Here is a 20,400-nt window from a genome sequence, read left to right as displayed (position 1 = left end):
CGGGTGCCTACACCAGGCGAGACTGTTCCACAGCAGCCTCGATGAAGCTGGCGAACAGCGGATGCGGATCGAGCGGTCGGCTCTTCAGCTCGGGGTGATACTGCACGCCGATGAACCAGGGATGGTCGGGATACTCGACCGTCTCCGGCAGCACGCCGTCTGGCGACATGCCGGCGAACACCAGGCCGCAATCCTCGAGCCGCTCCTTGTAGTCGATATTGACCTCGTAGCGGTGGCGGTGGCGTTCTGAAATCTGCGTGTCGCCATAGATCTCGGCGATCTTGGAGCCCTTGGCGAGGTCGGCCTGATAGGCCCCAAGACGCATTGTGCCACCGAGATCGCCGGTTTCCCGCCGCTTCTCCAGCATGTTGCCCTTCAGCCATTCGGTCATCAGGCCGACGACGGGCTCGTTGGTCGGACCGAACTCGGTCGAGGAGGCGTGCTCGACACCCGCCAGCGACCGCGCCGCCTCGATGCAGGCCATCTGCATACCGAAGCAGATGCCGAAATACGGCACCTTGCGCTCACGCGCGAATTTCGCCGCCAGGATCTTGCCTTCGGAGCCGCGTTCGCCAAAGCCGCCGGGAACCAGGATGCCATGCACCTTTTCCAGCCAAGGCGCCGGATCCTCCTTTTCGAAGATCTCCGATTCGATCCAGTCGAACTTGACCTTGACGTGGTTGGCCAGGCCGCCATGCGAAAGTGCTTCGATCAGCGATTTGTAGGCATCCTTGAGGCCAGTGTATTTGCCGACGATGGCGATGGTCACCTCGCCTTCGGGGCTGTGGATGCGGTCCGACACCTTCTGCCAGGGTTCCATGCGCGGCTTCGGCGCCGGGTCGATGCCAAAGGCGGCCAGGACTTCCGAATCGAGCCCTTCCTTGTGGTAGGCCATCGGCACGTCGTAGATGTGCGGCACGTCGAGCGCCTGGATGACGGCACTTTCCCGGACATTGCAGAACAGCGACAGCTTTCTGCGCTCCTCCTTGGGAATGGCGCGGTCGGCGCGGACCAGCAGGATGTCGGGCGCTATGCCGATGCCGCGCAGTTCCTTGACCGAATGCTGGGTCGGCTTGGTCTTCAGCTCACCCGCCGTCGGGATGTAGGGCATCAAGGTCAGATGCACGTAGACAGCATTGTTGCGCGGCAGATCGTTGCCGAGTTGCCGGATCGCCTCAAGGAACGGCATCGCCTCGATGTCGCCGACCGTGCCGCCGATCTCGCACAGCACGAAATCATAGTCGTCATTGCCGTTGAGGACGAAATTCTTGATCTCGTCGGTGACGTGCGGAATGACCTGCACGGTGGCACCGAGATAGTCGCCGCGCCGCTCGCGCTCGATGATGTTCTTGTAGATGCGGCCGGTGGTGATGTTGTCCTGCTGATTGGCCGAGCGGCCGGTGAAGCGCTCGTAGTGGCCAAGGTCAAGATCGGTCTCGGCACCGTCATCGGTGACGAACACCTCGCCATGCTGGTACGGCGACATCGTGCCGGGATCGACATTGAGATACGGGTCGAGTTTTTTGATGCGTGCGCGATAGCCTCGCGCCTGCAGGAGAGCCCCAAGGGCCGCTGCGGCTATGCCTTTTCCAAGTGAGGAAACCACGCCGCCTGTGATGAATACATATCGCGCCATGGGAGTCATCGCTTAACGCGGCTGGATTGATTCCGCCAGAGAAAAAACCACCGCGAAGGTTTTTTCCCAAGAAGGCGTCGGACCATGGTCCCGAAGAGTGGAACCCGGTTTCTCGGACAAACGGTTTTCCGTCTGTCCAGGGATCACGACCGGACAGGCTTGATCGTGAACGAGGCAAAACAAAAGGGCCGGCTGAGCCGGCCCTTTCGGCAGGATGATGGAACCGTCAGATGATGACGACTTTGGTGCCGACCCGGACGCGGCTGTAGAGATCCATGACGTGCTCGTTGATCATGCGGAAGCAGCCATTGGAAGCGCTGGTTCCGATCGACTGCGGCGCGATGGTGCCGTGGATGCGCAGATGCGTGTCCTTCTTGCCGTCATAGAGGTAGATGGCGCGGGCGCCGAGGGGGTTCTGGCCGCCGCCGGGCATGCCGTCCTTGTACTGGCCGTAATGCTTGGGCTCGCGCTTCTGCATGTCGAGCGTCGGGATCCAGCGCGGCCATTCCTGCTTGTCGCCGACCGCGACCGTGCCTTTGAACTGCAGGCCTTCACGGCCGACCGCGATTGCGTAGCGACGCGCGGTCGAAAACGATTCGACGAGATAGAGCCGGCGCGCGCTGGTGTCGATGACAATGGTGCCCGGCTCATAGCCGGTAAATTCCACATCCTGCGGCACGAATTCCGGCTTCACCTTGAACGGCTTCTTGCCGTCCTTCTTGGCGAGAGCCTGGTCGAGAGCCCGCGTCTCGGGCAGATAGCTGATCGACGAGCCGGACGAGGTGCCGCCGAACAGGCCGGCGAACAGGCCGCCGGCTGGCTGCTTCTGGCCGATGACCTCGCTGCGCAACTCACCATTGTTGCCCGTCAGCGCGACATTCATCGCTTCTGCCGGAAGCGGCTCGGCTGATTGGATTGGTGTGATCGGTTCGATCGGCTCGATGACCTTTGTGGTCTTCTTGGCCGGCTTGGCGTCAGCAACTTCGGCCGTTGTAGAAGCGCTCTTCCCCTTCTTGGCCAGGAAGACCTGCCGTTCGGCGTCGGCCTTGGCCTTGGCCGCCTCGCGCATCGCCAGCTTCCTGGCTTCGAGGGCCTTGGCCTTGGCGTCTTCCTTGTCGGCGACGATCTTGGCCTCGATTTTCTTGATCTGGGCGAGATCGTCCGGTGTCGGGCTTTTCTTCTTCTTGAGAGCCTTCAACTGCGCCGCATCGCTCTTGACTGCGACGTTGATGGCGTCGGTTTTGTCGACCGACTGATTGGCGGCCAAATTGGCCGGCACGCCGGCGAAAGCCGGGGAACTCAGGCCGAGTACGGCGCAAAGTCCCAGGAAAATGAAGCTGCGAAGCTGCATGGCGAAGATCCGATCGTTCAATGCTTGTTGCCCACGGCGTCGCCTGGCGTCCCCCAAGGACACCGAAAATGCCGCGCGCAATCTATAGTCGAATAAGCGCGGACGCCTCAAGCGCGAGACCACGCTGCTGCCCGTTGAATCTTCGTGATCGCGCAGCATTTGCCGCGACTGTGTTCAAACGATCACAGGTCGCGGTTTGGACCAGATGGGGTTACTGGTTCGGGACCTGCGGTGCCGCGGGCGCCGTGTTGGTGGTGCCGTTGTTTGCCGGCGGCGTCGCGCCAGAGGCGGGCGCGGTGGCCGGAGCAGCCGGCGCAGGCGTCGTCGCCGCGCCATTGCCCGACGGCGGCGTCGGGTTGGTGCTGCCCGCCGGTGCCGGAGTCGTCGTGCCAGGCAACTGGTTGAGCACGCCCTTGCCGGCGGCGCCCGAGGTCGCGGGGACGCGATCGAGAATGTCGATCGGCTTTTCGCCGTAGCGGGCAATGATCGACAAGGTCAGCGACGTGACGAAGAAAGCCGCCGCCAGGATCGCCGTTGCCCGGGTCAACGCGTTGGCGGCGCCGCGCGCCGTCATGAAGCCCGATCCGCCACCAATGCCAAGGCCGCCGCCTTCGGAGCGTTGCAGCAGCACCACGCCGACGAGGGCGAGCACGACCATGAGATGGATGACGATCAGTACGGTTTGCATAGTTTATCCTGGCAAGGCCTTGCCCGGCCGCGGACACGACCGGTGAATTGGAGGCGGCTCAATACAATGCTTTCACGGCATTTCCAAGCCCGTGGCCGGAATATGGGAAGCAACGCGCCCTTTGCAACGAATTTGGACGGGATGAGCCCCGTCCTGCGTCGTGAAACTTAGCCTGAAATGCTGCGATAGGCCTCGGCGATACCGAGGAAATCGGCTGCTTTCAGGCTGGCGCCGCCGACCAGCGCGCCATCGACATTCCTGACGCCCAGCAGTTCCACCGCGTTGGACGGCTTGACCGAGCCGCCGTAGAGGATGCGCATCTTGGCGGCAGCGGCACCAAGTTTCTCCGAGAGCTTTTCGCGGATGTGCGCATGCGCTTCGGCCACATCGGCCGCGGTCGGCGTCAGGCCGGTGCCGATTGCCCATACCGGCTCATAGGCAATGACGGTGTTGGATGGCGTGGCACTCGGCGGCACCGAGCCGGCGACCTGGCGCGACAGCACGTCGAGCGTGGCGCCCGCTTCACGCTGTTGCTGTGTCTCGCCGATGCAAATAATGGCCACGAGCCCGGCACGCCATGCGGCGGCCGCCTTGGCCTGGACCGTCGCATCGTCCTCGCCGCGTTGTTCGCGGCATTCGGAATGGCCGACAATGACATGGCTCGCGCCGGCATCCTTCAGCATCTCCGCCGAGATGCAGCCGGTGTAGGCGCCGCTTTCCTTGGTGTGGCAATCCTCGCCGCCGGCATGGACCGGCGTGCGCGACAGAATCTCGGCTGCATGAGAGAGCAGCGTCGCGGGAACGCAGACCAGGGCCTCGGTCTCCGCGTCGAGCCCGCTCATGAACCCGTTGCCGATCATCCTGAGTTCGTTCAGCGAAGCGCTGGTGCCGTTCATTTTCCAGTTGCCGGCGACAAGCGGGCGAATTCCTGGCGTCATGGTCTGCTTCTCCGGGCAATATCAGGCTCTGGCCCTCACTACCAAAATCAGGCCACAAAGCAATCGACAGTGGGCCGGAAGGGCGCTATTGCGCTTGTTTCAGACTCGGCGCATGCGAAAATGCGCATAAATCGGAAGTAACGATGCTTGGTATATTGAGAAGCGCGGCGGGTACATGGGTCGCGAAGACATTGCTTTCGCTGCTGGTGGTCAGTTTCGCCGCCTGGGGCATCTCCGGGCGGCTGATGGGCGGCTTTGCCGGCCACGATTCGGTGATAATAGCGGGTGGCACCAAGGTATCGATCAACGAATACCGCCTCGCCTATGATCGCCAGCTCGCCGTCATGTCGCAGCAGTTCGGTCAGCGCCTCACCCACGAACAGGCAAAGGCGCTCGGCATCGACAACCAGGTCCTGGCTCAGCTTGTCTCCGGCGCCGTTCTCGACGAACAGGCCCGCAAGCTTGGCCTCGGCCTGTCCAAGGACCGGTTGGCCGAACTGACGCGCGAGGACCCGGCGTTCAAGGGCCCGGGCGGCGAGTTCGACAGGAGAACATTCGAGTACATGCTGCGCCAGGTCGGCATGCGGCCCGAGGATTATCTGAAGAACCGCGCCCAGGTGGCGGTGCGCCAGCAGATCGTCGAGGCGGTCTCGGACGGCCTCAAGGCGCCGGACGCTTTCTTCAAGGCGGTCGCGCTCTATCGCGGCGAGGACCGCACCGTTGACTACCTGGTATTGCCGAAGAAGCTCGTCGAGCCGATCGAGGCACCGAGCGACAGCGTGCTTCAGGCCTATTTCGAGGCCAACAAGAAGACCTACGCCGCACCCGAGTACCGCAAATTCTCCTATGTCCGCCTCGAGCCGGCGGACATCATGGATCCGACTGCCGTCACCGATCAGCAGGTCAACGACGATTACAATAAGAACAAGGCGCGCTACACCACGCCCGAAATGCGGACGATCGAGCAGCTTGTGTTCAAGACGCCCGATGCAGCCAAGGCCGCGCTCGATTCGCTCAAGGCCGGCGCCACGTTCGAAAAGCTGGTGACAGCCGAAGGCAAGACCCCGGCCGACACGCTGCTTGGCACGTTGGCCAAGGACAAGATCGCCGACAAGGCGGTTGCCGATGCCGCCTTTGCGCTCAACGCCAATGAAGTCAGCCAGGTCGTTCAGGGGGCCTTCGGTCCGGTGCTGCTGCGCGTTACCGAGATCAAGCCCGAGGTGGTGAAGCCGCTCGCCGAAGTGTCCGACCAGATCCGCAAGGACCTGGCGTTGGGCGAGGCAAGCCGTATCCTTTTGGATGTGCACGACAATTACGAAGACACTCGCGCCTCCGGCAGTTCGCTGGCCGACGCGGCCGCCAAGCTGAAGCTGAAGGACGTCACAATAGACGCCATCGATCGCAGCGGCCTCAGGCCGGACGGCTCCATCGTCAAGGACCTGCCGGAATCGCCGGCGCTGATCAAGGCGGTCTTTGATGCCGAACCCAAAACCGAAAACGAAGCGCTGACCACGGCCGACAACGGCTTCATCTTCTATGAGGTCGCTTCGATCACGCCGGCTCGCGACCGGACGCTGGACGAGGTCCGCCAGAAAGTCGTCGCCGACTGGACGGCGGCTGAGACCACCAAGCGGCTTGCCGCCAAGGCGAGCGAGCTCGACAAGCGGCTCAAGGCTGGCGCCACGCTCGACGTTATTGCCGGCGATCTCAAGCTGGAGAAGCAGACCAAGCGCGGCCTGAAGCGCGAAGCCGACGATGCCGATTTCGGCAAGGACGGCGCTGCCGTGATGTTCGGCGTCGGCGAAGGCGGGACCGGCTTGATCCCCTCGCCCACCGGTGACGGGCAGATCCTCTTCAAGGTCGCAGAAGTGTTCGAGCCCGCCGGAGCCGATGCCAGCTCGGTGCCGGACGACGCACAGAAATCCTTCACTTCCGGCATGTCGGACGACCTGCTCGACCAATTGGTGGCGCAGTTGCAGACGCAGTATGATGTCCGCATCGACCAGGCCGCCGTTGCCCAAGCCTCGACAAGATGAGCGCGCTGAAAACCCATATCGCCAAGGTGGCGGCCGGCACCGCGCTTTCCTTCGAGGAAGCGCGCGAGGCCTTCGACATCATCATGTCGGGCGACGCGACCCCCGGCCAGATCGGCGGCTTCCTGATGGCGTTGCGCGTTCGCGGAGAGACAGTGAGCGAGATTTCGGGGGCTGTCGCCACGATGCGGGCCAAGATGCTGCGCGTCGAGGCGCCCGCGGGTGCCATCGATATCGTCGGCACGGGTGGCGACAATTCCCACAGCGTCAACATTTCGACGGGCTCGGCCTTCGTCATCGCCGCCGCCGGCGTGCCGGTCGCCAAGCACGGCAATCGCGGCCTGTCCTCATTGACCGGCGCGGCCGATGTCCTGATCGCGCTTGGGGTCAAGATAGACATTCCGCCGGAGACGATCGGCCGTTGCATCCATGAAGCCGGCGTCGGCTTCATGTTCGCGCCGGCGCACCATCCGGCCATGAAACATGTCGGCCCGACCCGCGTTGAGCTCGGAACCCGCACCATCTTCAATCTGCTCGGGCCTCTCTCCAATCCGGCTGGCGTCGTCAGGCAGATGGTCGGTGTGTTTCTGCCGGAATGGATCATGCCGGTGGCCGAGACATTGAAGGCGCTGGGCACCGAGCATGCCTGGGTCGTTCATGGCGACGGCTATGACGAAATCACCACCACCGGCGAGACGCAGGTGGCGGAACTGATCGGCGGCGAGATCCGCAGCTTCACACTGACCCCGGAAGAGGTCGGACTGAAGCGCCACACCAAGGACGAGCTGCGCGGTGGCGACGCCGCCTACAATGCCAAGGCCCTGCGCGACATGCTGGGTGGCGCTGCCGGCGCCTATCGCGACACCGTGCTAATGAATGCCGGCGCCGGGCTGGTGATCGCGGGCAAGGCGACGACGCTCGGCGATGGCATCGCGCTCGCAGCGCAAGCCATAGACAGCGGCCGGGCGCTGCAGGTGCTCGACCGGCTGGTCGAAATTTCGAACGGGTGAACCGTGTCTGATATTTTGCGCAAGATCGAGGCCTACAAGCGCGACGAGATCGCCGCCGCCAAGGCACGCGTGCCGCTGGCCGAGATCAAGGCGCGGGCGAAGGACGCCGACGCACCGCGCGGCTTTCTTGCAGCCCTCGAGGCGAAGCGCAGATCGGGTCGCTTCGCCCTCATCGCCGAAATCAAGAAGGCAAGTCCTTCCAAGGGGCTGATCCGTGCCGATTTCGATCCGCCGGCACTGGCGCAGGCCTATGAGAAGGGCGGCGCCGCCTGTCTTTCGGTATTGACCGATGCACCGTCCTTCCAGGGCGCGCCGGAATTCCTCACCAGGGCACGCGCAGCCGTCGCCCTGCCCGCGCTGCGCAAGGATTTCCTGTTCGACCCCTACCAGGTCTACGAGGCGCGCGCCTGGGGCGCGGATGCCATCCTGATCATCATGGCCAGCGTCGACGATGCCTTGGCGAGCGAATTGGAAGCGACCGCATTCGAACTCGGCATGGATGCGCTGATCGAGGTGCATGATGAGGCCGAGACGCAACGAGCGCTAAAACTGTCGTCGCGGCTGATCGGCATCAACAACCGCAATCTGAGAACGTTCGAGACCCGTCTGGAAACCTCCGAGCGACTGGCAACGATGGTGCCGGCCGACCGCTTGCTGGTCAGCGAGAGCGGCATCTTCACACATGACGATTGCCTCAGGCTGCAAAAGAAGGACATCGGCACCTTCCTTGTCGGCGAGAGCCTGATGCGGCAACAGGATGTCACCGCGGCGACCCGCATCCTGCTGACCGGCAAGGCGTTGGCCGAGGCCGTCTGACGATGAAGGCCGCCCTCACCCATCTCGGCGCGCAGGGCGAGGCCAACATGGTCGATGTCGGCGACAAGCAAGAGACGACACGCACGGCGATCGCCGAAGGGTTCGTCTCGATGCAGCCCGAGACGCTGAAGACCATCCTCGCCGGCAACGCCAAGAAGGGCGATGTGCTCGGCACCGCCCGCATCGCCGGCATCATGGCGGCGAAGAAGACGCATGAGCTGATCCCGCTCTGCCATCCCCTGCTCTTGACCAAGGTTTCCGTCGACATCGAGCCCGACCATGCGCTGCCGGGCCTGAAAGTCACCGCGCTGGCGCGCGTCACCGGCAAGACCGGCGTCGAGATGGAAGCGCTGACCGCTGCCTCCGTTGCCTGCCTGACCATTTACGACATGGCCAAGGCCGTGGACCGCGCCATGATCATCTCCGGTGTCCGCCTGGTGGAAAAGACCGGCGGCAAATCCGGCGACTACAAGGCTGGCGCCTAATGGCGCTGGTTCCGGTGGCCGAGGCGCTTGAGCGCCTGCTGGATGGCGCAGCCCCCTTGGCCGGCGAAAGCGTGCCTCTGTTCGAGGCAGTCGATCGGGTGCTGGCGGAACCGCTCGTCGCACTTCGCACTCAACCGCCGTTCAATGCTTCGGCCATGGATGGTTACGCGGTTCGCACGGCCGATGTGGCGTCCGTGCCGTCGAAACTCTCGGTGATCGGCATGGCGCCGGCCGGACGTGGCTTTGACGGCTCCGTCGGCGAGCGCCAGGCGGTGCGCATCTTCACCGGCGCGCCGCTGCCCGAAGGCGCCGACACCATCGTCATCCAGGAAAACGTCCGCGACCTCGGCGGCGGACGCATCGAAGTGATCGAACCGACGGCGGAGTGGCGCAACATCCGCCGCATTGGCCTCGATTTTTCGAAAGGCGATGTCCTGCTTGAAAGAGGCCGGCTACTCGATGCGGCGGCGCTCTCGCTGACGGCATCGGCCAACCATCCCAGAGTGAACGTGGTCAAACGGCCGCTGGTCGCCATCATCGCTACGGGCGACGAGCTGCTGTCGCCCGGCAGCGAACTCGGACCGGACCAGATCATCTCGTCCAACGCCTATGGCGTTGCCGCTACCGCGCAATCGGTCGGCGCCCGCGCGCTCGATCTTGGCATTGCCGCCGACCGCAAGGAAGCCATCGCAGCGCTGGTCAAAAAGGCGGTCGCGGCCGGTGCGGATGTCATCGTCACGCTTGGTGGCGCCTCGGTCGGTGACCATGACCTGATCCATGACGTGCTGACCGGCGAAGGCATGACGCTCGGCTTCTGGAAGATCGCCATGCGCCCCGGCAAGCCGCTGATGTTCGGACGCCTCGGCGCTATCAGATGTATCGGCCTGCCCGGCAACCCGGTGGCCAGCTTGGTCTGCTCGCAATTGTTCCTGAAGCCGCTTCTGGCGAGGCTCGGCGGCCGCAATCATCGTCAGGACATCCGTCCGGCGCGGCTGGGCGCCGCAATGCTGGCCAATGATCTGCGCCAGGACTATGTGCGCGCGGTGGTCAGGGAAGACGATGGCGAATTGGTGGCGACGCCGTTCAGCATCCAGGACTCGTCCATGCTGAGGATGCTGGCCGACGCCAATGGGCTGATCGTACGGGCGCCATTTGCCCCCGCATCCGCCCCCGGAGATTCTTGCAGCGTTCTAATGCTACGCTGAAGAATTACCCCATAACTGACTGATAACAGGACAAAAACGATCTCACCTATTCCGAGATCAAGGTTCGCGTCAGCGCATGCGCTGGATCGGCAAGGCCATCGACAATGTCGTAATGATGTCGGTCGGGCTCGACCACGCAGCTGGTGGCGACGCCAAGTCCGGTCCAGATGTTGGCCAGCAGCGCATTCTGCCGCAGGAACTCCGAGCGCTCGCCGCCGCCGGCCCAGCAGGTGATGCGGGCACCATCCAGGGGCCGCAGCAGCGCGGGGCTCTCGGCCTGGGCTTCGGCCTCGTCGATTGCCAAAGCGGCGTTCATACCGGTGCGCATCAGCGGGCGCAGGTCGTGCAGGCCCGAGATCGAAACGACATGACGTATTCGCTTTGCCACATCCGTCGCTAGCGGCGTTGATGTGGTCACCATGCGGCTGGCGAGATGGCCACCGGCCGAATGTCCGGTCAAAATCAGCGGTCCCTCGACCATCGCCGCCACTTTCTCGATCGCCGCGCCGATTTCACGGACGATGCCGGTGATGCGTATGTCCGGGCACTGCGTGTAGGACGGCATCGCCGCGGCAAAGCCGCTGCCGACAGCACCCTTGGCCAGATGCGACCAGTCGCTCTTGTCGGACTCCAGCCAGTAACCGCCATGGATGAACACGACGAGCCCCTTGGGCGCGGCCTCGGGAAGGAAAAGATCGAGGCGATTGCGCGGTCGCTCGCCATAGGCGATGTCCAGCCGTGCCCGTCCCGCCGCCGAAAGCGCGTCGCGAAACGCTTGCGCCGGTTCCGCCCAGGCGGCCGGCCAGCGGTCGCTGCCGGCGATATTCGCACCGTTGGCGTAGGCGTTGTCCCAATCGGCAATCTGACGTTCGAACATTTTGGCACCATCTCTCAAGGATCGGCATCGTTTGCGATTGGCAACGGCCGGCATCCCGGCTCAGCGCGTCACCGGGATACGGAAATGCGGTGGGTTACTGACGCAGATCGTGGACGCCGAGTTCTCGCCACATCCATTCGAAACTGTAGGTTGCCATAGGGTCTGCTGGACTCGGCCGTTTTGCGGACTGGTTTTCGAGATATTTGAGCCACTCGGCGACCTTCTGACGACCGGCTGGCGTTTTGGCGGCCTGGCGTGGCGTCTTGTTGCCGAGCATGCCGACCGGCTGATCGAGAGTTTCACGATACTTTCGGTCCATGAACTCGTGGACGACCTGCTCGGCGATTTCAGAAGGGATATCCGAAGAAGTCCGTCCACTCTTGCCGGTTGGCCGCTCGGCCATCAACTGCTCGACGGTCTGGACTTTGGTCTCAGGCATGCCGACCAGATCGCCGAGGGCCTGCTGGATCAGAGCGGTTCCTGTGTCCGCGCGCATGGCGGAATTGGCCGAAAGGTGCAGACAACGTCCCTTTAGTTCGACATTGCCCAACGCCCGCAAACCGTTGTCCATAGTGGTATCGAGGGAAAGCACGTCGCTGTGCCTCGTACTCCTTCCGCCTTTCGGCTCGTCCTCGAGCCAGTTCCAGAACCTCGGGTTTGCCTGTGACATTCCCGGAACAGCAGTCAACCGCGCGGCGATATCCTTCTGGGTTGTGCCGGATGACAGTGGAAACTGGACGTCGTGGAACACGATGTCATCGCCATCGGAGTTTTGGAGCAAAGGCATTTCCAAGGCTCGACCGAGCGTATCGAACAGCCATGACAGGGTGAACATGGAGGCGACCGCCTGCAGGTCTTCGTCCTTGATCGCGGGGAGTTTCTTCGCACCCTTTTTTCCGAACATGCCTCGCAGGCCATCGAACAGCACTTCCGTGGCCTGCGGCGTGAACGGCAGAAGGCCACCCGCGAAGCTGTTCTTGCCCATAACCGACACGATGCGGGCGGCGACCCTGTCCCACTGTTTCAAGGTCTTGGTGGCCGTACCCTCGCTGACGGCGACCGGATCGCCGCCGCGAATAAGGTCGCGCGCCATAAGTGACTTCCCCGGCACGATATCACTGACCTCGTAAAGGCTCATGATCGATGTTCGCAATGCCTTCATATAGCCCTTTGCCTGAGCGCCCTCCTTCCAGCCACGGCGCTTGAGATACTCGTCGACCATGTTACCGCCCTCGACGTCGAAGTCCTGGGTCAGAAAATCCTCGAAGGCGCAGCCCCACAGCGTCATGGCCCAGTCGCCGCCGAGGGTTTCGGCAAGGTCCTCGAACTCCATACCGTCGTCATCCAGGACTGGACCGAAATGATCGTCGAACACCTCTTCGAAGCAGTCGCGCCATTGGTCGCGACCGAGGAATTTCATCAGCCCCATAAGATCATGGCCGGTGGGCATGGCGGTGCTCCAGATTTTGTTCGGCGATGACACGCGAGAGACCGTCGGTTCGCTGAAATCGCAAAGCCCGCTGATTTATGCGCCGCCCTTGCGATCCGACAAGACGCTTTCGGCAATTTCCCGGCGTTTCTTGGGGTTGAGTTTCCTGGGCCAAGACAACACGGCAATGCTCGACGCGTAAAACATTTTAGGCTTGAAACAAATTTCGACTGGTGCGATCCTGCTTCATGGCCAGCCACGGTCATGAAGCAGATAGGGGCAGCCGCGACATGCTTGGGCCTTCAGCGCATATCGACACGTTCACGCGCGATCATCTGCCGCCGCCGGATCAATGGCCGGATTTCCTGCTCGACGGCTTCGAGTACCCCGAACATCTCAACGCCGGCGTCGAATTGACCGACAGGTTGGTCGAGAAGGGCCTCGGCGACCACACCGCCCTGATCGGCAATGGCCGCCGCCGCACCTACAAGGAACTGTCGGACTGGACCAACAGGGTGGCCCACGCGCTGGTCGAGAATTACGGCATCAAGCCGGGCAACCGGGTCCTGATCCGCTCCGCCAACAATCCCGCAATGGTCGCCTGCTGGCTGGCCGCGACCAAGGTCGGCGCCGTGGTCGTCAACACCATGCCGATGCTGCGCGCCGGCGAGCTGACCAAGATCGTCGACAAGGCGGAGATCACGACCGCGCTCTGCGACACCAGGTTGATGGACGAGATGACCGCCTGCGCTAAGGACAGCGCCTTCCTGAAGCAGGTGATCGGCTTCGACGGTACCGCCAACCATGATGCCGAGCTCGACCGCGCCGCCCTCGACAAGCCGGTCACCTTCACCGCCGTCAACACCGGCCGCGACGATGTCGCGCTGCTCGGCTTCACCTCGGGCACGACGGGCGTGCCGAAGGCGACGATGCATTTCCACCGCGACCTTCTGATCATCGCCGATGCCTATGCCCGCGAGATTCTCCAGGTCACGCCGGACGACATCTTCGTCGGCTCGCCGCCGCTCGCCTTCACCTTCGGCCTTGGCGGGCTCGCCATCTTCCCCTTGCGCTTCGGTGCCGCGGCGACGTTGCTGGAACAGGCGACGCCGCCCAACATGGTCCACATCATCGAGACCTACAAAGCGACCATTTCCTTCACCGCGCCGACCGCCTATCGCGCCATGCTGAAAGCCATGGATGAAGGTGCTGATTTGTCGTCGCTGCGCGTCGCCGTATCGGCCGGCGAGACCTTGCCGGCTCCGGTCTTCGAAGAATGGACCGAGAAGACCGGCAAGCCGATCCTCGACGGCATCGGCGCCACCGAAATGCTGCACATCTTCATCTCCAACCGTTTTGGCGACATGAAGCCTGCATCGACCGGCAAGCCGGTGGGCGGCTATGAGGCGCGCATCGTCGACGACACGATGCGCGAGGTGCCGCGCGGCGAGACCGGTCGGCTGGCGGTGCGCGGCCCGACCGGCTGCCGCTACATGGCCGACGACAGGCAGAAGGAATATGTGCGCGACGGCTGGAACCTCACCGGCGACACTTTTACCCAGGACGAGGACGGTTTCTTTCATTTCGCCGCGCGTTCCGACGACATGATCGTCAGCGCCGGCTACAACATTGCCGGGCCCGAGGTCGAGGCGGCACTGCTGTCGCATCCCGATGTCGCCGAATGCGCGGTCATCGGCGCGGAGGATGGCGAACGCGGCCAGATCGTCGAGGCGCATGTCGTGCTGGTGCAAGGCGTGGCGCCCGATGCATTGACCGTCAAGCGCCTGCAGGACCACGTCAAGGCCACGATCGCGCCCTACAAATATCCGCGCTCGGTCAAATTCATCGCCGCCCTGCCCAAGACCCAGACCGGCAAGATCCAGCGCTTCCGGCTGCGCACGGAGAAAATCAATTGAGCGAGCCCTACGATCCGGCGTCCGAGGGCGCACAGATGTCGTTCAAGGAGCGCATGTCCTACAGCGACTATCTGCACCTGGAAAAAGTGCTCGACGCACAGACGCCGCTGTCGTCAGCGCATGACGAGATGCTGTTCATCATCCAGCACCAGACCTCGGAACTCTGGATGAAGCTCGCTCTGCATGAGATCGGCGCCGCCATCCGCTCCATTCGCGCCGACCGGCTCGAGCCGAGCTTCAAGATGCTGTCGCGTGTCGCCCGGATTTTCGAGCAGTTGAACAATGCCTGGGACGTGCTGCGCACGATGACGCCCAGCGAATACACCGAGTTCCGCGACGCGCTCGGCCAGTCCTCCGGCTTTCAGTCCTGGCAGTACCGCGCCATCGAGTTCATGGCGGGCAACCGCAACCTCGCAATGCTCGGACCCCACAAGCACCGGCCGGACCTCACCGGCAAGCTGGAGGCAATCCTGGCCGAGCCGTCGCTCTATGATGAAGCGTTGCTGCTTCTGGCGCGCAATGGGTTCGACATCGGCGCCGACGCCAGGCGCACGGACTGGCGCGAGACGCGCAGCGAAAACGAAGAAGTCCTGGTCGCCTGGCAGACCGTCTACCGCGACCCGCAGCGCTACTGGATGTTCTATGAGTTTGCCGAGAAACTGGTCGATTTCGAGGACTATTTCCGCCGCTGGCGCTTCAACCATGTCACCACGGTCGAGCGCATCATCGGCCTGAAACGCGGCACCGGCGGCACCTCAGGCGCTTCCTACCTGAAGAAGATGCTTGAGGTTGTCCTGTTTCCCGAACTGTGGACGGTTCGCACCCGGCTTTGACTTTTTGCCTTGGCGCAATTCCCGTGGGAAAACCGCCAACACTTTTCCTGGAATTGCGCTGACTTTTCAGGTCACCGCCGTCTTGACCGCGAAACGCGCCTCCTGCCAGGCGCCGGTGCGCAGGATGTCCTCCAGCACCTCGACCGCCTGCCAGACGTCCTTGTAACCGACATAGAGCGGCGTGAAGCCGAAGCGGATGGTCGACGGCGCACGGAAATCGCCGATCACGCCGCGCTCGATCAAGGCCCGCATCACCTGGTAGCCATGCGGATGGACGAACGACACCTGGCTGCCGCGCGCATTGCCGTTGCGCGGGCCTTCGAGTTCGAGGCCGTAGGCGCCGCATCTGGCTTCCACGAGCTGGATGAACAGGTCGGTGAGCGCGATGCTCTTCTTGCGTACCGCCGCCATGTCGACGTCGTCCCAGATATCGAGTGCCCCTTTCAGCGCCCGCATCGACAGCACCGGCTGCGTGCCGCACAGGAACCGGCGGATACCGCTGCCGGCCGTGTAGCTTTGTTCAAAAGCGAAGGGCCGCGCATGGCCCCACCAGCCGCTGAGCGGCTGGTGGACATCTTCGTGATGGCGTTTCGCGGCATAGATGAAGGCGGGCGCGCCCGGACCGCCATTGAGATATTTGTAGGTGCAGCCGATGGCGAAATCGGCGTTCGCGGCATCGAGCTCGACAGGCAGTGCACCGGCTGTGTGGCAGAGATCCCAGACGATCAGCGCGCCGACCTGATGGGCCTTGCACGTCAACGCGGCCATGTCGCGCAATTGTCCGGTTTTGTAATTGACGTGGTTGACCAGGATGACGGCGACGCGCTCGTCGATCAGTTCCTCGATGGTGGGCGCATCGACACCTTCCAGCCGCAGCAGCGTGCCCGGCCGCGTCGAGGCCACGCCTTCGGCCATGTAGAGGTCGGTTGGAAAACTGTCGCCCTCGGCGACGATGACCGAGCGGTTCGGTCGCATACCGAGTGCCGCATGCAGCACCTTGTAGATGTTGATCGAGGTCGTGTCGCAGACCACCGTCTGGCCCGAAGCGGCGCCGATCAGCCGTCCGAGCTGGTCGCCGAGCGCGACCGGCATGTCGAACCAGCCGGCGGTGTTCCAAGCGCGGATGAGGTCTTGCGCCCATTCCTGCGTCGCCGCCTTCTGCAGTTCGTTGAAGACGGCGGGTGCCGCCGCACCCAGCGAGTTGCCGTCGAGGTAGATCACGCCTTCCGGCAGAATGAAGCGGTCGCGCATGGCACGCAGGGGATCGGCCGCATCCATGGCTTCGACTGCTGCGAGATCGAGCGGTGCACGCATGATTTGTGACATTCCCTGGTTGTTTAGGTCCTGATTATTCACGGATGGCTTCGCGGGCCGGTGCGGGTCCCCGGCTGCGCTTGAGGCTCGGCAGGGCAAGCATGGCGAGCACGAACAAGCCTGTGGCAAGCTTCAGGTCGGGAGGCGGCATGCCGGCGGCGAGGCAGAACGACACCAGCTGGTAGTAGATGATCGCGCCGGCAAAGGGTGCCAGCAGTTGGCGCCAGACCGTCTGCTTGCCGACGACCGCCTCGCCGATCATCAGCGCGGCAAGGCCGTTGATGAGGATGCCCAGCCCCATATTGACGTCGGCAAATCCCTGCGACTGCACCATCAGTGCGCCGCTCGACGCCGAAAACGCGCTCGCCAGCCCGACACCGCCGATGGTCGCCGCCCAGACATTGATGCCTTGCGCCTCGGCCATGTCGGGATTGGCGCCGACGGCGCGCACGGCAGTCCCCTTCTCGGTCCTGAAGAACATATAGAGCGCCGCGAAGACGACGAGCGCGAGAACGCCGGCGACGACGATCTTGCTGGCCGGAAAACCCGGCCGTGCGAACGGCACCCAGTCGAACACGGTGGGCGAGCCGAAAACCGAGAGGTTGGACTTGCCCATGATGCGCAGGTTGATGCTGTAAAGCATCGTCATCATCAGGATGCCCGCCAGCAGCGTGTGGATGCGGAAGCGCAGATGGATGAAGGCGGTGCAGCAGCCCGCCGCGAAGCCCGCCGCGAATGCGACGACGATGCAGGTCAGCGGCGATACACCGGCGGCAAGAAGCACGCCGCAGACGCAGCCGCCCAGCGGAAAGGCGCCTTCGCTGGTGAGATCGGGAAAATTCAGCATGCGGAACGGGATCATGATGCCGAGCACGACAAAGGCCAGGATCAGGCTTTGCGCCAGGGTCACCGGCATGATCGCGACAAAGCTGCTGAGAACATCCTGAATAAAGCCCATGATGGTTCAGCTCGCCAGCAACATGCGGTCGGTCTTGATGGAAAAATGGCCGATCAGATCGATAACCGTGACCCTGGCCTTCTCCTCGCCAGTGACCTCCAACAAGACCCGGCCCGCATCGAGCATGATCACCCGGCTGCCATAGTCGACGGCGTGCTGCATGTTGTGGGTCACCATCAGCGTGGTCAGTTTCAGCGCGTTGACGGCGCGCACCGTCGCCTGCATGACGATCTCGGCCGTGCGCGGGTCGAGTGCCGCGGTATGCTCGTCGAGCAGCAGCAGGTCCGGCGATCCGCCGACTGCCATGATCAGCGACAGCGACTGACGCTGCCCGCCCGAGAGCAGGTCGACGCGGGTGTCGAGACGATTTTCAAGGCCGAGACCCAATATCGACAGGCGCTCCTTGTAGGACGCGAGCCGTGCGGCGTTCAGCCCCTGTCGCAGCGTGCGTTTTTGGCTGCGCAGATCGGCCAGCAGCATGTTCTCCGCCACGGTCATGCTGGCGGCGGTGCCGCGCATCGGATCCTGGAAGACGCGCGCCAATCGCGTGGCGCGCTTGTGCACCGGCATGGCCGTCACGTCCGCACCGTTGATCAGGATCTTGCCGGAATCCAGGACAAGAGCTCCGGAAATGGCGTTGAGCATGCTGCTCTTGCCGGCCCCGTTGGAGCCGATGACGATGCCGAAATCGCCGGTGGCCAATGACAGGCTGAGGCCGTCCAGCGCGACCTTCTCGTCGGCCTGCCCCTTGTAGAATACTTTGCGCGCGGATCGGATATCGAGCATCGTTCCTCCTTGGCCTGAAGGGCGACGGCGCCGCCGCCGTCGCCCCGTCCAGCCCGATATCAGTCGACGATGCAGCCGCACTCGGCCATCGAAGCCGGTATCTCGATGCCGAACGCAGCCATCGCCTTGCGGGAAATCGTTGCCATATGGTCCTTGTAGGCCGGGCGCGACGGCGCGATCGTCTTGGGATCCTTGCCCTTGAGGATCTCGGCCGCGATGTTGCCGGCGTTGATGCCGACCTGCGTGTAATTGACCGCGAAGCTCGCCGGCACGGTACCATTGCGGACCGCGCTGTCATCGGAGTTGACGACCGGGATTCCCGCCTGGCGTGCGGCCGCGGAGACAGCGGCGATCGCCGGCTGGATGAGGTTCGAGGCCGGACCGTAGATCACGTCTGCCTTGCCGGCGAGCGAAGCGATGCGTTGCTGGATGTCATTGACGTTGTCGATGCCGACTTCGACGACCTCAAAGCCGGCGGCGGGTGCCGCCGCCTTGATCTTTTCGATCAGGGCAACGTCATTGGCCTCGCCCGGATTGTAGGGAACCCCGAAGCGCTTGGCGTTCGGCAGCAGCTTCTTGGTGAAGGCCATCACCGCGGCGACATCCTGCAGATCGCTGGCGCCGGTCATGCCTTCGTCTCCGGCGTCCCACGACGGCACCAGCTTGGCCGCCACCGGATCGGTGACCGCGGCAAAGACGATCGGAATCCCGGAACCGGCGAGCGCCTTCTTGGCGATCTGCGAGACCGGCGTGGTGATGGTGTAGATCAGCTTGGGCTGCTCCGCCTGCAGCTTGGCGATCATCTGCGGCACCAGCGATGCATCGAAGTTGGTATGGCTTTCGGTGTAGACGACGTCCTTGCCCTCGACAAAGCCGTTGTCCGTCAGTGCCTTCTTGAAGCCCGCTATGGCGGCATTGAGCTGCGGATGCTCGCCGAAATTGGCGATGCCGATGCGTATCTGATCGGCTGCGGCGCTGCCGGCGCTGACCATCAATGCGCCTGCCAGGGCCAATCCCGACAGCCAAGCGGATTTCGACTTCAACATCATTTCCTCCCAGATTTGATCAGCGCCGCTCACAAGGACGGCAACTGCGGCGATCATGGTCAGTCCCTCGCCGCGTGTCAAACATTATATATAATTCTTGCCATGCTTCCCCTTCATATATAATTTTCACAAGCCGACGATGGACGGATCGCGATGCAGGATCAGAACAATCCCACCAAGACCGAAGCAGCCTATCAGCTGCTGCGGCGCGATATCCTGACCACCCGCCTCATGCCGGGGGCGCCGCTCAAGCTGAGCGCGCTGCGCGGCACATACGGCGTCGGCTGGACGCCGCTGCGTGAAGCCTTGTCCCGACTTGAAGCCGAACGCTTGGTCACCGCCATCAGCAATCGCGGCTTTGCCGTCGCACCCGTGTCGCGCGCCGAGCTCGAGGACCTGGCGCGCGCGAGGATGGTTGTCGAAATGCCGCTGTTCCTGGAATCGATCACGAACGGCGGCAGGGAATGGGAGGACGCGGTCGTCACCGCTCATTACCGGCTCTCCCGCTGCAAGACCGCGGTCGATGACCCTTCCGATGCGGCCGTCGACAAATGGGACGAGAGCCACGAGGCCTTCCACGCGGCGCTGCTGAGCGCGGCGACGTCCAACTGGCTGTTGCGCTTCCGCTCGACGATCGCCGATCAGCTGCGTCGGCATCATCGGTTTCTCGGCCTGGCGCCGACATTGCGGGCGGCGGCCGGCCTGAAGGACGGCTATGGCGAGGCAATGGACGCGCTGCGCGAGGCGATCGCCATCGAGCATCATACCGCGATCATGGAAGCGGCGCTCGATCGCGATGTCGAACGGGCAAAGGCGCTGATGACGGCGCATATCGGCTACACCCTACATGTCTATGTACACAGCGAAGACAACGGCGCCAACACTTACACCGCGCGCGCCGGCAGCCTGAAAGCGGTTTCCGGATGATGCTTCCGCGGCGTCCAAATCCACGCGGCCGTGCCGGCCCTGAACACACGATTGTTGGCGTTTTGGTTTCGTTTCGTTCTGCCGGAAATGGATCGATACATTGTACAATTCGGCCCCGTGGACGCCTCCCAAATGCCTGATGCCAAACCGCA

General features: G+C 63.3%; 19 protein-coding genes. 9 read left to right on the top strand and 10 right to left on the bottom strand.

What is annotated here, in order from left to right:
- Nucleotides 1-7: 7 nt before the first annotated feature.
- From FJ546_RS19140 to tpiA, 4 genes are all read right to left on the bottom strand, one after another.
- On the bottom strand, nt 8-1,645 hold the full coding sequence (locus FJ546_RS19140; protein ID WP_095774362.1) for a CTP synthase: 1,638 nt from the start codon (nt 1,643-1,645) through the stop codon (nt 8-10).
- Between the two features lie 217 nt (nt 1,646-1,862).
- Entirely contained in the window at nt 1,863-2,987 is a 1,125-nt protein-coding gene (locus tag FJ546_RS19135; protein WP_140890755.1) for a L,D-transpeptidase, read from the bottom strand.
- A 211-nt stretch (nt 2,988-3,198) separates the two neighbouring features.
- A complete protein-coding gene (gene secG / locus FJ546_RS19130; RefSeq protein WP_140890754.1) occupies nt 3,199-3,675 on the bottom strand; it encodes a preprotein translocase subunit SecG in 477 nt (158 codons plus the stop codon).
- Nucleotides 3,676-3,842: 167 nt separating this feature from the next.
- On the bottom strand, nt 3,843-4,613 hold the full coding sequence (gene tpiA, locus FJ546_RS19125; RefSeq protein ID WP_140890753.1) for a triose-phosphate isomerase: 771 nt from the start codon (nt 4,611-4,613) through the stop codon (nt 3,843-3,845).
- 143 nt (nt 4,614-4,756) lie between these two features.
- On the opposite strand from tpiA, the gene FJ546_RS19120 reads away from it, so the two are divergent.
- The 5 genes from FJ546_RS19120 to glp are packed head-to-tail and all read left to right on the top strand — an operon-like array spanning nt 4,757 to nt 10,162.
- Nucleotides 4,757-6,649: a SurA N-terminal domain-containing protein gene (locus tag FJ546_RS19120; protein WP_140890752.1), complete on the top strand. Its 1,893-nt coding sequence runs from the start codon at nt 4,757-4,759 to the stop codon at nt 6,647-6,649.
- Complete coding sequence (gene trpD, locus FJ546_RS19115; RefSeq protein ID WP_095774358.1) at nt 6,646-7,656, top strand: anthranilate phosphoribosyltransferase; 1,011 nt, start codon at nt 6,646-6,648, stop codon at nt 7,654-7,656. The genes FJ546_RS19120 and trpD overlap by 4 nt, the downstream gene beginning before the upstream one ends.
- A 3-nt stretch (nt 7,657-7,659) precedes the next feature.
- The gene (trpC, locus tag FJ546_RS19110; RefSeq protein WP_140890751.1) at nt 7,660-8,472 is read left to right on the top strand and encodes an indole-3-glycerol phosphate synthase TrpC; all 813 of its coding nucleotides are present in this window, start codon (nt 7,660-7,662) and stop codon (nt 8,470-8,472) included.
- A 2-nt stretch (nt 8,473-8,474) separates the two neighbouring features.
- A complete protein-coding gene (gene moaC / locus FJ546_RS19105; RefSeq protein WP_140890750.1) occupies nt 8,475-8,957 on the top strand; it encodes a cyclic pyranopterin monophosphate synthase MoaC in 483 nt (160 codons plus the stop codon).
- Complete coding sequence (glp, locus tag FJ546_RS19100; RefSeq protein ID WP_140890749.1) at nt 8,957-10,162, top strand: gephyrin-like molybdotransferase Glp; 1,206 nt, start codon at nt 8,957-8,959, stop codon at nt 10,160-10,162. Before moaC ends, glp begins: the two co-directional genes overlap by 1 nt.
- A gap of 46 nt (nt 10,163-10,208) precedes the next feature.
- Here the strand turns inward: glp and FJ546_RS19095 are convergent, their stop codons facing one another.
- Nucleotides 10,209-11,039 carry an alpha/beta hydrolase gene (locus FJ546_RS19095; protein WP_140890748.1) on the bottom strand — a complete coding sequence of 277 codons (831 nt, stop codon included), beginning with the start codon at nt 11,037-11,039 and terminating at the stop codon, nt 10,209-10,211.
- 94 nt (nt 11,040-11,133) lie between these two features.
- Nucleotides 11,134-12,489 carry a hypothetical protein gene (locus FJ546_RS19090; protein WP_140890747.1) on the bottom strand — a complete coding sequence of 452 codons (1,356 nt, stop codon included), beginning with the start codon at nt 12,487-12,489 and terminating at the stop codon, nt 11,134-11,136.
- Between FJ546_RS19090 and FJ546_RS19085 the strand changes: the two genes are divergently transcribed.
- From FJ546_RS19085 to kynA, 3 genes are all read left to right on the top strand, one after another.
- Nucleotides 12,488-12,670, top strand: a complete 183-nt coding sequence (locus tag FJ546_RS19085; protein ID WP_140890746.1) for a hypothetical protein — start codon at nt 12,488-12,490, stop codon at nt 12,668-12,670. The two genes, FJ546_RS19090 and FJ546_RS19085, sit on opposite strands and share 2 nt — an antisense overlap.
- An 88-nt stretch (nt 12,671-12,758) precedes the next feature.
- Nucleotides 12,759-14,384: an AMP-binding protein gene (locus tag FJ546_RS19080; RefSeq protein WP_140890745.1), complete on the top strand. Its 1,626-nt coding sequence runs from the start codon at nt 12,759-12,761 to the stop codon at nt 14,382-14,384.
- Nucleotides 14,381-15,217, top strand: coding sequence for a tryptophan 2,3-dioxygenase (gene kynA, locus FJ546_RS19075; protein WP_140890744.1), 837 nt, complete (start codon nt 14,381-14,383; stop codon nt 15,215-15,217). The genes FJ546_RS19080 and kynA overlap by 4 nt, the downstream gene beginning before the upstream one ends.
- 66 nt (nt 15,218-15,283) lie before the next feature.
- On the opposite strand, the gene kynU is transcribed toward kynA, so the two are convergent.
- The 4 genes from kynU to FJ546_RS19055 are packed head-to-tail and all read right to left on the bottom strand — an operon-like array spanning nt 15,284 to nt 19,321.
- Nucleotides 15,284-16,531, bottom strand: a complete 1,248-nt coding sequence (kynU, locus tag FJ546_RS19070; RefSeq protein ID WP_140890743.1) for a kynureninase — start codon at nt 16,529-16,531, stop codon at nt 15,284-15,286.
- 34 nt (nt 16,532-16,565) lie between these two features.
- On the bottom strand, nt 16,566-17,489 hold the full coding sequence (locus FJ546_RS19065) for an ABC transporter permease (RefSeq protein ID WP_140890742.1): 924 nt from the start codon (nt 17,487-17,489) through the stop codon (nt 16,566-16,568).
- Between the two features lie 6 nt (nt 17,490-17,495).
- The gene (locus tag FJ546_RS19060) at nt 17,496-18,275 is read right to left on the bottom strand and encodes an ABC transporter ATP-binding protein (protein ID WP_140890741.1); all 780 of its coding nucleotides are present in this window, start codon (nt 18,273-18,275) and stop codon (nt 17,496-17,498) included.
- Nucleotides 18,276-18,334: 59 nt separating this feature from the next.
- On the bottom strand, nt 18,335-19,321 hold the full coding sequence (locus tag FJ546_RS19055) for an ABC transporter substrate-binding protein (RefSeq protein WP_140890740.1): 987 nt from the start codon (nt 19,319-19,321) through the stop codon (nt 18,335-18,337).
- A gap of 153 nt (nt 19,322-19,474) precedes the next feature.
- On the opposite strand from FJ546_RS19055, the gene FJ546_RS19050 reads away from it, so the two are divergent.
- Complete coding sequence (locus FJ546_RS19050; protein WP_140890739.1) at nt 19,475-20,248, top strand: GntR family transcriptional regulator; 774 nt, start codon at nt 19,475-19,477, stop codon at nt 20,246-20,248.
- Nucleotides 20,249-20,400: the final 152 nt, after the last annotated feature.

The organism is Mesorhizobium sp. B2-4-19 (assembly GCF_006441315.1).
In the GTDB taxonomy this organism is placed as follows: domain Bacteria; phylum Pseudomonadota; class Alphaproteobacteria; order Rhizobiales; family Rhizobiaceae; genus Mesorhizobium.
The sequence above is the reverse complement of the archived record's forward strand: the minus strand, read 5'-3'. Positions and strand labels throughout refer to the sequence as shown.